The 14,744-nt window shown below is 69.6% G+C and carries 13 protein-coding genes, 1 tRNA gene and 1 pseudogene; 7 read left to right on the forward strand and 8 right to left on the reverse strand.

Features of this window, described 5'->3' with window-relative positions:
* From JWR86_RS01300 to JWR86_RS01310, 3 genes are all read left to right on the forward strand, one after another.
* Positions 1-1,287, forward strand: a 1,287-nt coding sequence (locus tag JWR86_RS01300) for an extracellular solute-binding protein (RefSeq protein ID WP_299559615.1), incomplete at its 5' end; no start/stop codon positions are given.
* Positions 1,287-2,474, forward strand: a complete 1,188-nt coding sequence (locus tag JWR86_RS01305) for a microcin C ABC transporter permease YejB (protein WP_299559618.1) — start codon at positions 1,287-1,289, stop codon at positions 2,472-2,474. The genes JWR86_RS01300 and JWR86_RS01305, both read left to right, overlap by 1 nt.
* A 74-nt stretch (positions 2,475-2,548) precedes the next feature.
* Complete coding sequence (locus JWR86_RS01310) at positions 2,549-3,670, forward strand: ABC transporter permease (RefSeq protein ID WP_299559645.1); 1,122 nt, start codon at positions 2,549-2,551, stop codon at positions 3,668-3,670.
* 242 nt (positions 3,671-3,912) lie between these two features.
* Here the strand turns inward: JWR86_RS01310 and JWR86_RS01315 are convergent, their stop codons facing one another.
* From JWR86_RS01315 to JWR86_RS01325, 3 genes are all read right to left on the reverse strand, one after another.
* Positions 3,913-4,659 (reverse strand): TerC family protein, encoded by a 747-nt coding sequence (locus JWR86_RS01315; protein ID WP_299559621.1) that lies wholly within the window; start codon positions 4,657-4,659, stop codon positions 3,913-3,915.
* Between the two features lie 102 nt (positions 4,660-4,761).
* A complete protein-coding gene (locus JWR86_RS01320; RefSeq protein ID WP_299559624.1) occupies positions 4,762-5,841 on the reverse strand; it encodes a tartrate dehydrogenase in 1,080 nt (359 codons plus the stop codon).
* A 78-nt stretch (positions 5,842-5,919) separates the two neighbouring features.
* Positions 5,920-6,408 (reverse strand): NUDIX domain-containing protein, encoded by a 489-nt coding sequence (locus JWR86_RS01325; RefSeq protein WP_299559627.1) that lies wholly within the window; start codon positions 6,406-6,408, stop codon positions 5,920-5,922.
* 93 nt (positions 6,409-6,501) lie between these two features.
* Here JWR86_RS01325 and JWR86_RS01330 point away from each other — a divergent pair.
* A tRNA-His gene (locus JWR86_RS01330) sits at positions 6,502-6,578 on the forward strand.
* 82 nt (positions 6,579-6,660) lie between these two features.
* Here the strand turns inward: JWR86_RS01330 and JWR86_RS01335 are convergent.
* Positions 6,661-7,971: an NAD(P)/FAD-dependent oxidoreductase gene (locus JWR86_RS01335; protein WP_299559630.1), complete on the reverse strand. Its 1,311-nt coding sequence runs from the start codon at positions 7,969-7,971 to the stop codon at positions 6,661-6,663.
* Between the two features lie 202 nt (positions 7,972-8,173).
* On the opposite strand from JWR86_RS01335, the gene JWR86_RS01340 reads away from it, so the two are divergent.
* The 3 genes and pseudogenes from JWR86_RS01340 (at position 8,174) to JWR86_RS01350 (ending at position 10,815) form a co-directional block, all read left to right on the forward strand.
* Positions 8,174-8,350 (forward strand): hypothetical protein, encoded by a 177-nt coding sequence (locus JWR86_RS01340; protein ID WP_299559633.1) that lies wholly within the window; start codon positions 8,174-8,176, stop codon positions 8,348-8,350.
* Between the two features lie 118 nt (positions 8,351-8,468).
* Positions 8,469-8,966: pseudogene (locus tag JWR86_RS01345) on the forward strand (DUF892 family protein); the annotation flags it as partial.
* Between the two features lie 364 nt (positions 8,967-9,330).
* Positions 9,331-10,815, forward strand: coding sequence for a hypothetical protein (locus JWR86_RS01350; protein WP_299559636.1), 1,485 nt, complete (start codon positions 9,331-9,333; stop codon positions 10,813-10,815).
* 5 nt (positions 10,816-10,820) lie between these two features.
* On the opposite strand, the gene pstA is transcribed toward JWR86_RS01350, so the two are convergent.
* From pstA to JWR86_RS01370, 4 genes are all read right to left on the reverse strand, one after another.
* Positions 10,821-11,720 carry a phosphate ABC transporter permease PstA gene (pstA, locus tag JWR86_RS01355; RefSeq protein WP_299559648.1) on the reverse strand — a complete coding sequence of 300 codons (900 nt, stop codon included), beginning with the start codon at positions 11,718-11,720 and terminating at the stop codon, positions 10,821-10,823.
* Positions 11,721-11,725: 5 nt separating this feature from the next.
* The gene (gene pstC, locus JWR86_RS01360) at positions 11,726-12,688 is read right to left on the reverse strand and encodes a phosphate ABC transporter permease subunit PstC (protein WP_299559651.1); all 963 of its coding nucleotides are present in this window, start codon (positions 12,686-12,688) and stop codon (positions 11,726-11,728) included.
* Positions 12,689-12,760: 72 nt separating this feature from the next.
* Complete coding sequence (gene pstS, locus JWR86_RS01365; RefSeq protein ID WP_299559639.1) at positions 12,761-13,777, reverse strand: phosphate ABC transporter substrate-binding protein PstS; 1,017 nt, start codon at positions 13,775-13,777, stop codon at positions 12,761-12,763.
* 61 nt (positions 13,778-13,838) lie between these two features.
* A partial coding sequence (locus JWR86_RS01370) for an ATP-binding protein (protein ID WP_299559642.1) occupies positions 13,839-14,744 on the reverse strand: 906 nt, incomplete at its 5' end.

Consider the following 14,744-nt stretch of genomic DNA (forward strand, 5'->3'; position numbering starts at 1 on the left):
CCCGAACGGGCCCGCGACCTGCCGCTGGTGGTGGCCGGGCTGCCGATCTTCTCCGAGCGCTGGTGGTCGACGCGCGAGTTCGAGGCCGCGACGCTCGAGGCGCCGGTCGGATCCGGACCCTACAGGGTCGGCCGCTTCGAGGCGGGCCGCTTCATCTCGCTCGAGCGCGTGCGTGACTACTGGGCGGCCGCCCTGCCGGTGAATGTGGGCCAGCACAATTTCGACGAGGTCCGCTTCGAGTATTTCCGGGACCGCCAGGTCGCGTTCGAGGCGTTCAAGGCCGGCGTCTTCACCTTTCGGGAGGAGTTCACGGCCCGGATCTGGGCCACCGGCTACGACTTTCCGGCGATCGCCGATGGCCGGGTCAAGCGCGAGATCCTGCCCGACGAGACCCCGTCCGGCATGCAGGGCTGGTTCTTCAACCTGCGGCGGCCGAAATTTGCCGATCCGCGCATCCGCGAGGCGATCTCGCTCGCGTTCGACTTCGAATGGGTCAACCAGACCATCATGTACGGGGCCTATGCCCGCACGGCCTCGTATTTCGAGAATTCGGTGCTCAAGGCCGAGGGCCTGCCCTCGGCCGAGGAGTTGAAGCTTCTGGAGCCGTTCCGGGGGCGGGTGCCGGACGAGGTGTTCGGCCTGCCCTACGGCCCGCCCAAGAGTGACGGCTCGGGCCAGGACCGGGCGCTGCTGCGCCAGGCCAACACCCTGCTGCAGCAGGCCGGGTGCCGGCGCGACGGCAACCTGCTGAGGCTGCCGTCGGGAGAGGTGCTGCAGATCGAGTTCCTCGACTTCCAGCCGGTGCTGCAGCCGCACACGCAGCCCTTCATCAAGAACCTCTCGCTCCTCGGCATCCAGGCGACCTCCCGCATCGTCGACGCGGCCCAGTACCAGCGCCGCACCGAGGAGTTCGATTTCGACATGACCGTGAAGCGCTATTCGACCGCGGCGACGCCGGGCGAGGCGATCCGGCAGGTCTTCGGCTCGCGCGCCGCCACCACCAAGGGTTCGCCCAACCTGGCCGGCTTCTCGGACCCGGCCATCGACGGCCTGGTGGAGGCCGTGCTCTCGGCCGAGACGCGACCGGCGCTGGTGGCCGCCTGCCGGGCGCTCGACAGGGTGCTGCGGGCCGGTCGCTACTGGGTGCCGATGTGGTACCGGGGCAGCCACCCGCTCGCCTATTGGGACGTGTTCGGCCACCCGCCGCGCCCGCCGGCCTATGATCTCGGGGCGCCGCAGACCTGGTGGTTCGAGCCAGACCGGGCGCGGCGGATCGGCCGCGGCTGATGGCGGCCTATATCGCCCGCCGCCTGCTGCTGATGATCCCGACCATCCTCGGGATCATGCTGATCTCCTTCGCGATCGTGCAATTCGCCCCAGGCGGGCCGATCGAGCGCATCCTGGCCCAGCTCCAGGGCACCGATCCGGGCGCCATGTCGCGCGTTTCGGGCGGGGGTGGCGATCTCGGCGCAGCCGCCCCCCGCGCGCCCGGCCCCTCGGGCTCGGCGCCCTCCACGTACCGGGGCGCGCAAGGGCTGGACCCGGCCTTCATCAAGCGGCTGGAGGAGCAGTTCGGCTTCGACCGCCCGGCGCATGAGCGCTTCCTGAAGATGATCTGGGACTATGCCCGGTTCGATTTCGGCACGAGCTTCTTCCGCGACGTCTCCGTGCTGCAGCTGATCGGCGAGAAGCTGCCCGTGTCGATCACGCTCGGCCTCTGGATGACGCTCCTGTCCTACGCGATCTCGATCCCGCTCGGCATCCGCAAGGCCGTGCGGGAGGGCTCGGCCTTTGACGTCTGGACCTCGGGCATCGTCATCGTGGGCTATGCCATCCCGGGCTTCCTGTTCGCCGTGCTCCTCATCGTGCTCTTCGCCGGCGGCTCGTTCTGGCAGCTCTTCCCGCTCAAGGGCCTGCTCTCGGAAGGCGTGCGCGGATCGGCCTGCCTGCCTGTGGTCTGGGCCGGGTTCGCGGCCGGGTTCCCGCTGCGCCTGCACGAGGGCTTCGATGCGGCCTACTGCCTCCGGACCGTCGCGCCGGACTACCTCTGGCACATCGCCCTGCCGATCACCGCCATGGCGCTCGGCGCCTTTGCCACCTCGACGCTGCTGACCAAGAATTCCTTCCTGGACGAGATCCGCAAGCAATACGTGCTGACCGCCCGCATGAAGGGTTTGTCGGAGCGGCAGGTGCTGTACGGGCACGTGTTCCGCAACGCCATGCTGATCGTGGTGGCGGGGTTTCCGGCTGCCTTTATCGGCGCCTTCTTCGCCGGCTCGCTCCTGATCGAGCAGATCTTCTCCCTGGACGGGCTCGGCCTCCTGTCCTTCGAATCGATCGTCAACCGGGACTACCCCGTGGTGTTCGGGACGCTCTACATCTTCTCGCTGGTCGGCCTGCTCGTGAACCTCCTGTCCGACCTCACCTACACCTGGATCGACCCCCGCATCGATTTCGAGACGAGGGATTCGTGAGCCCGGCCCTGGCCGATCCCGAGCTGGACCGCGTGCCGGTCGCCTCCGCGGCGGCCGCTCCGACGGCGCCGCCGCTGCCGCGTGAGGGGTTCGTGCGGCTGAAGCCCATCAACCGCCGACGCTGGCAGAATTTCCGGGCCAACCGGCGCGGCTTCTGGTCCTTTTGGCTGTTCCTGGCCCTGTTCGGCGTGAGCCTGTTCGCCGAACTGCTGGCCAACGACCGCCCCATCGTGGCGAGCTACAAGGGCGAGCTGCTGTTTCCAGTCGCGGTAGATTACCCCGAGGAGAAGTTCGGCGGCTTCCTGGCCGTCACCGATTACCGCGATCCGACCATCCGCAAGGAACTGGCCGAGAACGGCTGGGCGATCTGGCCGCCTGTCCGGTTCTCCTACCGGACCCACAATCTCGACCTGCCCACCCCGGCGCCCTCGCCGCCGACCTGGCGGCTGACCGAGGAGCAGTGCCGCGCCGCCGCCGAGAAGGCGACCGGCGGCCGGCCGGGCGCAGGCTGCCGCGACCTCGAACCGAACTGGCTGGGCACGGACGACCAGGCCCGCGACGTCGTCGCGCGGCTGATCTACGGCTTCCGGCTCTCGGTGCTGTTCGGGCTCGCGCTTGCCCTGATCTCCTCCGTGATCGGCGTTCTGGCCGGCGCCGTGCAGGGCTATTTCGGCGGCTGGACCGACCTCGTGTTCCAGCGCGTCATCGAAATCTGGACCGCGATCCCCTCGCTTTATCTCCTGATCATCATCGCGGCGATCATCACGCCGAGCTTCTTCGTGCTGCTCGGCATCCTGCTCCTGTTCTCCTGGGTGTCGCTGGTGGGCGTGGTCCGGGCCGAGTTCCTGCGCGGGCGCAATTTCGAATACGTGCGGGCGGCCCGGGCACTCGGCCTGTCCAACGCCACCATCATGTTCAAGCACCTGCTGCCGAACGCCATGGTGGCCACGCTGACCTTCCTGCCCTTCATCCTGAACGGCTCGATCGCCACCCTGACCTCGCTCGACTTCCTGGGCTTCGGCCTGCCGCCCGGCTCGCCCTCGCTCGGCGAACTGCTGGCCCAGGGCAAAGCCAACCTCCAGGCACCCTGGCTCGGTCTCACCGGCTTTGCGGTCATCGCCGTGATGCTGTCGCTCCTGATCTTCGCCGGAGAGGCGGTCCGGGACGCGTTCGATCCCCGCAAGACCTTCGCCTAGGGCGCCCAGCTCGGGCCAGGGACGGGGGTAGCCCGACCGGCGGGCTGCGGCGACCGGCGCGGGGTCGAGACCCGGAGGCGCTTCGGGCGGGGACGCCTGGCAGCTGCGGGCCCGGGCCGGTCGGCCGGGGCGGCCGACCTCTCACAGATGTTGGGTGCTGTTGACGTTGCGGGCCGGCCTCAAGGCCGGCCCGTGGAACGGCCTGTTGCCGTCCCGAGGAGACGCCGCGGGACGGCTCCGGGTCAGCTCGAGGCGAGCTCGCGCTTCTGCCGCCGGGTCATCACCAGCCCGAGCAGCACCACGATGGCGGCACCGATCACGGCCGCGCCGTAATGGAGTGGGGCGATCACCCGGAGGCCGACGCCGGCGGGGTCGGCCGGGAAGGGCCGCACCAGGCTCGGCGCCTGCTCGGCGAGCGTCGTCAGCACGATCGGATCGCTCAGCAGCATCTCGCCCGCAATCCAGCCCAGCAGAGCCGCGCCGGCCCAGACGAAGACCGGGAAGCGCTCGATCAGCACCATCAGCATGCTGGAGCCGAAGATGATCATCGGGATGGTCAGCAGCAGGCCGATCACAAACAGCCAGTTGTTGCCATGCGAGGCGCCCACGATCGCAATGACGTTGTCGAAGCTCATCACGGCATCGGCGATGGCGATGGTGCGGACGGCCTTCCAGAGGCTGGTCGAGGCTTCCACCTCGTGGCTCTCCGCCTCGTCGCTCGAGATCAGCTTGAGCGCGATCCAGAACAGCAAGAGCCCGCCCACCAGCTTCAGGAAGGGGACGGCCAGGAGGTAGGAGACGATCACCGCGAACAGGATGCGCAGCGCAATGGCGGTGCCGGCGCCGAGCAGAATCCCGACCCGGCGCTGATGCGTCGGGAGCGAGCGGCAGGCCAGAGCGATGACCACGGCATTGTCGCCGGAGAGGAGGAGGTCGATCCAGATAATCTGGAGGAGAGAGACTCCCCACTGCGTCCAGCTCAGGTCCATCGCTGCGCCCGCCCTCTCGTCACGGTCTCTGATTCGAATGCTGCAACTAGGTTCCGGCCCTCCGGAGCGCAAGCGCCGGGGGCCGGATAAAACGGCTCAGGGTCAGCCGAGCGCCTCGGCCACGTTCCGGCCGCAGGTCGTCGTGTCGGCGTTGCCGCCGAGGTCGCGGGTCCGGAGCGTCCGCTCCGCGAGCACCCGTTCGATGCCGCTGACGATCTCGGCCGCAGCGGCCGTTTCCCCGAGATGCTCCAGCATCATGGCGCCGGACCAGATCTGCCCGATCGGGTTCGCGACGCCCTGGCCGGCGATATCCGGGGCCGAGCCGTGCACCGGTTCGAATACGGACGGAAAGCGCTTCTCGGGGTTGATGTTCCCGGACGGCGCGATGCCGATCGTGCCGGTGCAGGCCGGTCCGAGGTCGGACAGGATGTCGCCGAACAGGTTCGAGGCCACCACCACGTCGAACCAGTCCGGATGCAGCACGAAATGCGCTGTCAGGATGTCGATGTGGTACTTGTCCCACTTCACGCCGGGGAACTTGCCGGCCATCTCGGCCACCCGCTCGTCCCAATAGGGCATCGAGATGGAGATGCCGTTGGACTTGGTGGCCGCCGTGAGGTGCTTTTTCGGCCGGCTCTCGGCCAGCCGGAAGGCGAAATCGAGCACGCGGTCGACGCCGAACCGGGTGAACACCGATTCCTGAACCACGAATTCCCGCTCCGTGCCCGGGAAGGCGCGGCCGCCAATGGCGGAATACTCGCCCTCGGTGTTCTCCCGGACGACCCAGAAGTCGATGTCGCCCGGCTCCCGGCCGACCAGGGGGCAGCGCACCCCCGGCATCAGCCGCACGGGTCGCAGGTTGATGTACTGGTCGAATTCGCGCCGGAACAACAGCAGCGAGCCCCAGAGCGAGACGTGGTCCGGAATCTTCTCCGGCCAGCCGACGGCGCCGAAGAAGATGGCGTCGTGCCCGCCGATCTGGGCCTTCCAGTCCTCCGGCATCATGCGGCCGTGCTTGGCGTAGTAGTCGTAGGAGGAGAAGTCGAACCAATCGAGCTGCAATCCGAAGCCGTGCCGCTTGGCCGCGGCCTCCAGCACCCGGACGCCCTCGGGGACGACCTCCTTGCCGATGCCGTCGCCCGGGATCACTGCGATCCGATAGCTGCGTCCAGCCGCGCCCATCCTGTCCTCCCGCCCGGTCCTGCTAAGGGGCGGGGCATCCCGCATCGTGGGGCCGAGGTCAACCGCGCCCCGCTCGGCTCAGATGGACTGGAAGGCCCCCGTCTCCCGGAAGCGGCGGTAGGCATCGAGCGTTCGCCGCATCACGGGAAGCAGCTCCGGCATCCGGTCCGGCAGGAACCAGGCGACCTGGGCGCTTTCGCTGTTCGGGCCTGCGAGGTCGCCCGAGAAGCTCCGGGCGGCATACAGCAGCGTGAAATAATGGCAGCGATCGCCGTTCGGATAGGTCCAGACCTCGTGCTCCGGGTCCGACGCGAAGCCGAACGGCTCCAGCTCCCGAATGCGGATCCCGGTCTCCTCCTCGGTTTCGCGGATGGCCGCCGCCTCTGCGCTCTCACCTTCGTCTGGGACGCCTCCCGGCAGGCCCCACAGGCGAAAATCCGTCCGGAGCTGGAGCAGGATCGCGCCTCGCGGGTCCTCCACCACCACCCGCATCCCCGGCACGAGAAGAAGGCGGGAGCCGACGAGGCTCCGCAGGCGGCCGAGATAGGAGGAGGCGAAATCCGACATGTGGCCCCGCGGCGCCGGCGAGCCCCGAGACCGCAAGCCGCCTCGCCGCCGGCCTTGTTTTCGACCGTCCGGGGCGCTACCACGCCCGCTCGTGCCGCCATAGCTCAGTTGGTTAGAGCGCTAGATTGTGGATCTAGAGGTCCCCTGTTCAAGCCAGGGTGGCGGTACCATCTTTTCCGGCGCCACATTTCGGCCGCCCGGGCCCGGCGCGCTCGCCGGCCCTGAGCGAGCGCCCCGGCAGCCCGGCCGAGATCAGCGCCCTCCCTCGCGGCTGAGGCCCTCGGGGATGATGCGCGAGCCCTGCCGCTTGGTGATGTAGGCCCACAACCAGCGCAGGCTGACGAACAGCCGGTTCTGGAAGCCGAGCAGAAGGTAGACGTGGGCGATGCTCCACACGACCCAGGCCGGAAAGCCTTTCAGGTGCAGGCTGTCCCACTGTGCCACCGCCTCGTTGCGGCCGATCACGGCGAGGTTGCCGCGGTTGCGGAACTGGAAGGGTGGCGGCTCGATGCCGTCGCGCAGCTGCCGCCGCAGGGCCCGGCCCAGATAGATCCCCTGCTGCTGGGCCACCTGGGCGAGCCCGGGCAGGGGCTTTCCGTTCTCCTTGGCGGCCGCGGCGTCGCCCAGCACGTAGATCCCGGGCAGGCCCGGCACGGCAAGGCGCGAATCAACCGCGACGTGGCCGGCGCCGTCCGTCTCGACCCCGAGCCAGCTTCCCACGGGTGAGGCCTGCACGCCGGCCCCCCAGATCACCGTGGCGGCCGGAATGTCCTCTCCGGCCACCGACAGGCCTCGCTCCGTGATGCTGTCCACCGGCTGCCCGACCCGAACCGTGACTCCGATCCGCGTCAGAGCCCGCGCCGCGTAATCCGACAGATCCTCCGGGAAGGCGCCGAGGATGCGCGGCCCCGCCTCGATCAGGAGCACTTTCGCCCCGGCCGGGTCGATGCGCCGGAACTCGCCCGCCAGGGCCTGCCGGGCCAGGCCCGCGATGGCGCCGGCGAGTTCGACCCCGGTCGGCCCGCCCCCGACCACCGCAAAGGTGAGGAGCCGCTCGCGCGCGAGCGGGTCGCTCGTCGCCTCCGCCCGCTCGAAGGCGGAGAGCACGTCGCTGCGGATGCGCCGGGCATCGTCCAGCGTCTTCAGCCCGGGGGCAAACCGCGCCCATTCGGGATGGCCGAAATAGCTGTGCGTGGCCCCGGTCGCGAGGACCAGCGTGTTGAAGGTGAGATCGTGCTCCGAACCGCTCAGCCGCACGCGGCGTGCGCCAAGATCGAGCCCGCTCACCTCGGCCTGGAGAACGGTGACGTTGGCATGCGGCCGGACCAGGCTGCGGATCGGCCGGGCGATCTCGCCGGGTGACAGAACCGCGGTCGCAACCTGGTACAGTAGCGGCTGGAATAGGTGGTAGTTGCGCCGGTCCACCAGCGTGACCCGGATGCCGGTCGCCCCGCCGAGTTCCTGGGCGACCGCGAGCCCGCCGAACCCGCCGCCCACGATGACGACATGGTGGTCGCGGTCGGCCTGCAACGTGGAGCCGGCCTGGTCAGGGGTCCCGTCCATTCCCCCTGTATGGCAGATCGCTCGGCCGGGTCGCCAGCGCCAGCCGCCCACGTCACGCCCCGGAGGCCGCCTGCACGCCATCGACGTACGGTTGGGGACGTGAACTTCGCCGCGGCTCTGTCCGACGTTGAACCGTGGCGGCCCGCACGGCACCGGCGCTGCGGCCGGGCGTTGGGGCCGCGTCAGCACAGAGGAGGGCGAGGTGAACCTGACACGGCGAGGCCATCTGGGGATCGTGGCCATACTTGCGCTGATCCTGGTCGCGGGCTTCGTGGCATATCGCTTCACCCAGTACGGGCAGCCCAGCTCGCCCGCCCCGGGCGGCGCCGTGCAGGCCGACCAGAAGCCGCCGGAGGCCTACAAGCCTCGTCCCGAGTGATCGCGGCGGCGCCGTCCACGCCAGGCGACCCGGAAGGCTCCGCTGCGCCGGCCCTGTCCTGATCCGAACAGGAACAATCCGGCCGGTTCCGCGATTTCGAGGAACAAAGGAGCTCCGCATGCCAGCCCAGCAGAAGACGCTCGCCGACGCGTTCCACGAGACCCTCAAGGACGTGCTGTTCGCGGAGCGGCAATCCGTGCGCGGGCTGGCCAAGGCGGCGAAGGCCGCTCAGGCGCCGGAGCTCAAGGAGGCGTTTGAGACCCACCGCGAGGAGAGCAGCGGCCAGATCGAGCGCCTCACGCGCGTGTTCGAGATCGTCGGCAAGCCGGCCCGGGGCAAGACCTGCGAAGCCCTGCAGGGCCTGACGGCCGAGATGGAGGAGCAGCTCGAGGAGTTCCAAGGCAGCCCGGCGGCGGACGCGGTCCTGATCGCGGCGGCCCAGGCCATCGAACATTACGAGATCGCCCGTTACGGCACCTTGAAGGCCTGGGCCTTGCAGCTCGGGCTCGAGGAGGCGGCCGAGCTCCTGGGCGAGACCCTGGACGAGGAGAAACGGACCGACGAACTGCTGACGCGTCTCGCCGAGGAGATCTCGAACGCGGAAGCCGAGGCCGGGGAAGAGGTCGGCGAGGCCGGGGAGCGCAAAGGGTCCTCCCGCAAAGCCTCTCGGCCGTCGGGGGCGGAGTCGCGCATCAAGGCGTCAAACAGCAACGGCGCCAAGGCGCCCGCCGGCAAGCGGTCCGAGGGCAAGTCCTCTGAAGGCAAGCAGTCCGAGGGCAGGTCGTCCGGCGGCAAGCCTGCCGGCAAGTCGGAGGGCAAGTCGGCCGGGGCCGCTCGGGCCGGGGCACAGGGCGGCGCCAAGTCCGGCAAGGCCAGATCCTAGCCGCAGCCCAGTCCCCTTGATCGAACCCGCCTCGGGCCCGTCTCTTCGGCGGTGAGGTCCTGCGGCGGCGCGACCTGAACCAGCCTGGAAGCCGAGCTTGGACCTTCCGAAGCGAGATCAACAATCCTGGATTGCCGAAGCCGGGCCCTTAGCGGTCCTCGCCGCGGCCCCGGAGCCGACCGACACGTCGTGGGTCCAGGTGGCGCCGGGCGCGCCCTATTTCGTCACCGAGGCCGGCCACCCCTGGACGCCGATCGGCCAGAACGACGCGGTCGAATGGGTGGAATTGCGCGACCTGTTCCGCGGCCGCGACCGGCCGGGCGTGGAAGCCCATCTGCGCTGGTTGCGGGCCGAGGGGGTCACCTGCCTGCGGCTGATGCTGGAATACGCGCACAAGCGCCACCGCTACCTCGAGCGGCCGGTCGGCCGTTTCGTCCCCGACATGGTGCGCCTCTGGGACGACCTGTTCGCGCTCTGCGAAAGCATCGGCCTGAAGATCCTGCTGACGCCCTTCGACACGTTCTGGACGTGGCTGAAATGGGAGCACCATCCCTATAACCGGGTCCATGGCGGCCCGCTGCTGCACCCCTCCGAGTTTCTGCTCTGCCGGGAGAGCCGGCAGGCCATCAAGGCGCGGCTCACCTTCGCCGTGGAGCGCTGGGGCGGCAGCCACGCGCTCTTCGCCTGGGACCTCTGGAACGAGATTCACCCGGCCCAGGCCGGCGGCTCGGCCGAGTGCTTCGGGGAGTTCATCGCCGATCTGAGCCACCATGTGCGCGGCCTCGAAACCAGACTGTATGGACGCGCCCACCCGCAGACGGTGTCGCTGTTCGGGCCCGAGCTGTCGTGGCGTCCCGAGATGAACCTCCGGGACCCGATCTTTCGGCATCCCGACCTCGATTTCGCGTCCATCCACATCTACCAGCAGGGCACGATCGACGCCCCCCGGAACACGGTCGATGCGGCGGTCAGCACCGGCCGCATCGTGCGCGAGGCCCTGGCCGAGATCCGCGACGGGCGGCCGTTTCTGGACAGCGAGCACGGCCCCATCCACACCTTCAAGGACAAGCGCCGGAGCCTGCCCGAACGGTTCGACGACGAGTATTTCCGGCACATGCAATGGGCCCACCTCTGCTCGGGCGGCGCCGGAGGCGGGATGCGGTGGCCCAACCGGAAGCCGCATGTGCTGACGGCCGGGATGCGGCGCGCCCAGCGGGCATTGTCGCTGTTTCTGCCCCTGATCGACTGGACCTCGTTCCGGCGCGGCAACCTCAACGCCGAGGTCAAGTCCCTGTCCGGGCACGCCGTTCCGTTTGCCTGCGGGGACGACCGGCAGGCCGTGGTGTGGCTGCTGCGCGCGGACACGGTCGGGCCGGACGGCACGCTGGACAGGGCCGCGCCGCCCCTGTCCACGGCGATCCGGGTTCCCGGCTTGGCGCCGGGCCGCTACCGGGCGACCGGCTGGGACACGGTGGCCGGGGCCGTGGCCTGGGAGCTGGACGTGGAGGCGAGCGCGCGCGCCCTGACGCTCACCGTCCCGCCTTTCGTGGCCGACGTGGCGGTGGCGCTTCGGCCCGCGTAACGGCCCTAGCCCGCCCGGTTTCGCCTCAGAATCAGGCGCGCCGTCACCGAGAGCAGCAGGATCGCGGCCGTGATCAGCAGGGCGCCGGCCCAGGCCAGTTCCTGCCAGTTCTCGTAGGGCGAGAGCGCAAACTGGAAGATCGTCACGGGCAGGTTCGATACGCCCCCGACCAGGTCAGGGCTGAACCAGAAATTGTTGTTCAGCGCCGTGAACAGCAGCGGCGCGGTTTCGCCCGCGATCCGGGCCGTGGCCAGGATGATGCCGGTCAGGATGCCGGCCTGGGCCGCCCGCCACGTGACGCGCGTCACCACGCGCGACGGCGGCGCCCCGAGCGCGGCTGCCGCTTCCCGCAGGCTGTTCGGGACCAGGCTGAGCATGTCCTCCGTGGTCCGGACCACCACCGGGACGGCGATGATGGCCAGCGCGATGCCGCCCGCCCAGCCCGAATAGGCCCCGAACGGCGCGACCATCAGCGTGTAGACGAAGAGCCCGATCAGGATGGAGGGCGCCGAGAGCAGCACGTCGTTGATGAAGCGCACCGCGGAGGCGAGCTTCGAGCCGCGGGCGTATTCGGCCAGAAAAGTGCCGGCCAGAAGGCCGACCGGCGTTGCGACCGCAATCCCCAGGAAGGTCAGGACAAGCGAGCCGACAATGGCGTTGGCGAGCCCGCCGCCGGCCGTGCCGGGGCCGGGTGTGACGGCCACGAAGATGGCTGGACTGAGCGCCGCCAGGCCACGCCAGGCCAGCATGCCGAGAATCCAGCCCAGAACCGCGACGCCGACCAGCGTCACGGCGATGCAGAACACGGACAGGGCACGGTCGGCGACGCGCCGGCCAGGCCGCACGCGGCTGTGGCGCGGGACCGCGGGGGTGGGCGTGGCGAGCCGTTCGGCCTCGGAGGTCATGATCTTCACCGCGCTCCGAGCCGGGCCACCAGAACGCGCGCCACGAGCAGCACCGCGAAGGTGACCAGAAACAGGATGCAGCCGAGTGCGTACAGGGCGTTGAGCTGGAGGTCGGCCGCCTCGTTGAACTCGTTGGCGATGCGGGACGCGATGGTGGAGCCGGGGTCGAGGATCGAGCCCGACAGGCGATTGGCGTTTCCAACCACGAAGGTGACCGCCATGGTCTCCCCGAGGGCGCGCCCCAGGCCCAGCATGATGGCCCCGATGATGGCCACGCCGGCCTGCGGCACCAGCACGTGGCGGATCACCTCCCAGCGGGTGCAGCCGATGCCGTAGGCGCTCTCGCGCAGCACCGGCGGGATCTGGTCGAGCATGTCGCGGGTGATGGAGGCGACAAAGGGGATGATCATGAAGGCCAGGATGATCCCGGCCGTCAGAATGCCGGTGCCGGACGGAACGGCCGAGTACAGCACCGTGCCGACGATCGGCACCCCCTCGACCAGCTGGTTCAGCGGCAATTGCAGGTAGGTCGCGACCAGGGGGGCGAACACGAACAGCCCCCACATGCCGTAGATGATGGACGGCACGGCGGCGAGAAGCTCGACGGCGCTGCCGATCGGCCCCTTGAGCCAGGGCGGTGAGAGCTGGGTGAGGAAGATCGCGATGCCGATGGTGATGGGCACGCCGATCACGACGGCGAGGGCCGAGGACATCAGCGTGCCGGCGATGGCCGGCCAGGCGCCGAACCGCTCGAGGCCGACATTCCAGCTCTCGCCGCTGACGAAGCCCCAGAACCCAAAGGCCTGAAAGGCGGGCCAGCCCCCGGACAGGACCGAGGCCAGGATGCCGATCAGAACCAGCAGGACCAGCACCGCCGAGGCGAGGCTCACGGCCCGGAACAGGCGCTCGAAGGCGGAATGGGACACCCGCCCGGAGCGCCCGTCCGTGGCGCGCGGGTGGATTGGAATGGCCGACACGTCGGGTCCTCCGTGCGGAGACCGCTCCCGCCCGAGACCCCGGGCGGGAGCGGGATGGCGCACTTACTTGGTGGCGATTTGGCTGAAGGCCTTGGCCTGGATCTCGGCCGCGAGCTTGGCCGGCACGGGGACGTAATCCAGCTCGGCCGCGAGCTTGCCGCCGTTGGTCAGGGCCCAGTCGAAGAACTTGATCACGGCCGCGTTCTTGGCCGGGTCCTTGGCCTGTTTCGGAATCAGCACGAAGGTCGGTCCGGTGATGGGCCAGCTCTGCGGGCCCGGCTGGCTCGTGAGCGAGATGCCGAAGCCGGGCTGGCTCGCCCAGTCGGCGCCCTCGGCGGCCGCCGCGAAGGACGCTGCATCCGGCTGCACGAACGCGCCGTCCTTGTTCTGCATCTGCGTGTGGGCGAGCTTGTTCTGCTTGGCGTAGGCGTATTCGACATAGCCGATCGCGTTCGGCACCTGCTTCACGGTGGCCGTCACACCCTCGTTGCCCTTGCCGCCCTGGCCCACCAGCCACTCCACCGCGGTGTTGGCGCCGAGCTTGGATTTGAAGGCCGGCGAGGCCTCCGACAGGTAGGTGGTGAAGATGCTGGTCGTGCCCGATCCGTCCGAGCGGTAGACTGGCGTGATGTTGGCGTCCGGCAGCTTCACGCCCTCGTTCAACTTGGCGATCTTGGGGTCGGACCACTTCTTGATCTGGCCAAGATAGATCTCCGCCAGAACCTCGCCGGTGAGCTTCACCTGGCCCGGCTCCGCGCCGGCGATGTTGATGATCGGCACGACGCCCCCGAGCACGGTCGGGAACTGGACGAGGCCGTCCTTGTCGAGCTCCGCCCCCTTCAGGGGCGCGTCGGTGGCGCCGAAATCGACCGTCCGGGCCCGGATCTGCCGGATGCCGCCGCCCGAGCCGATGGACTGGTAGTTCACGGTCGCGCCGGTCGCGGCTTTGTAGGCCTCCGCCCATTTCGCATAGACCGGAAAGGGAAACGTGGCGCCTGCGCCGGTGATGTCCTGGGCCCGGGCCCCCGTCGCGAGCGCCGAGACGGCCACCGCCGTCAGAGCCAGCATGCGAAGCTTCATCAGTGTCTCCTCGAGCCGAAACTCATCGCCGCCGGGGCGGCCTCGTCGTGTCCGGGAGGTCCTATCCGGGCCGTATGACGGTCGAATGACGGTGCGGGTCGGCGGGCCCGCCTTGGGCCAGCGGGAAGCTGGCCGTGACGCGGGCTCCTTGCCCCGGTTCGCTGGTGATGGCGAGCCGTCCGCGGTGCCGGGCCACCACGTGCTTGACGATGGCGAGGCCGAGGCCGGTGCCGGCCTGGGCACGGCTCTCCGCAACGTCCACCCGGTAGAAGCGCTCCGTCAGCCGCGGCAGGTGCTCGGGCGCGATGCCCGGCCCATGGTCGCGCACGGACAGGTCGGCATGGCGGCCGTCCGGGTTGCGTGACACCCGCACTTCGACCCTGCCGCCGTCGCCGCCATACCTGATGGCGTTGACGATCAGGTTCTCGACCACGCGCAGGAGCTCGTCACGATCGGCCGCCACCTCGACCGGAGCGGGCGGCAGGTCGAGGTCGATGGTCACGTTCCTGTCACGGGCCAGTGGGGTCAGGATCTCGACCATGTGGGACACCGTTGCGGCCATGCCGACCGTGCCGGACGGGGGCAAGTGCGCCCGCAGCTCCACACGCGACAGTTGCAGCAGGTCGTCGATCAGGCGGCTCATCCGGCTCGCCTGATCCCGGATAATGGTCAGGAAGCGGTCCCGGGCGGCGGGATCGTTGCGGGCCGGCCCCTGCAGCGTCTCTACGAAGCCCAGGATGGAGGCCAGCGGCGTCCGCAGCTCGTGGCTGACATTGGCCACGAAATCGACCCGCATGCGCTCGGTGCGCCGCTGCTCGGTGAGATCCCGGAAGGTCAGGGCCACGGCGGCGCCGGACACGTGACCGCGCAGGACCGGGTTCAGGGCCACGGCATAGGTCGGCTCCCCGGCCATCCGGCCGCCGATCTCCACCTTTGCGCCCTTGCCCTCCCTGAGCACAGCCGGGAT

Source organism: Enterovirga sp., from assembly GCF_028290205.1.
In the GTDB taxonomy this organism is placed as follows: Bacteria; Pseudomonadota; Alphaproteobacteria; order Rhizobiales; family Beijerinckiaceae; genus Enterovirga.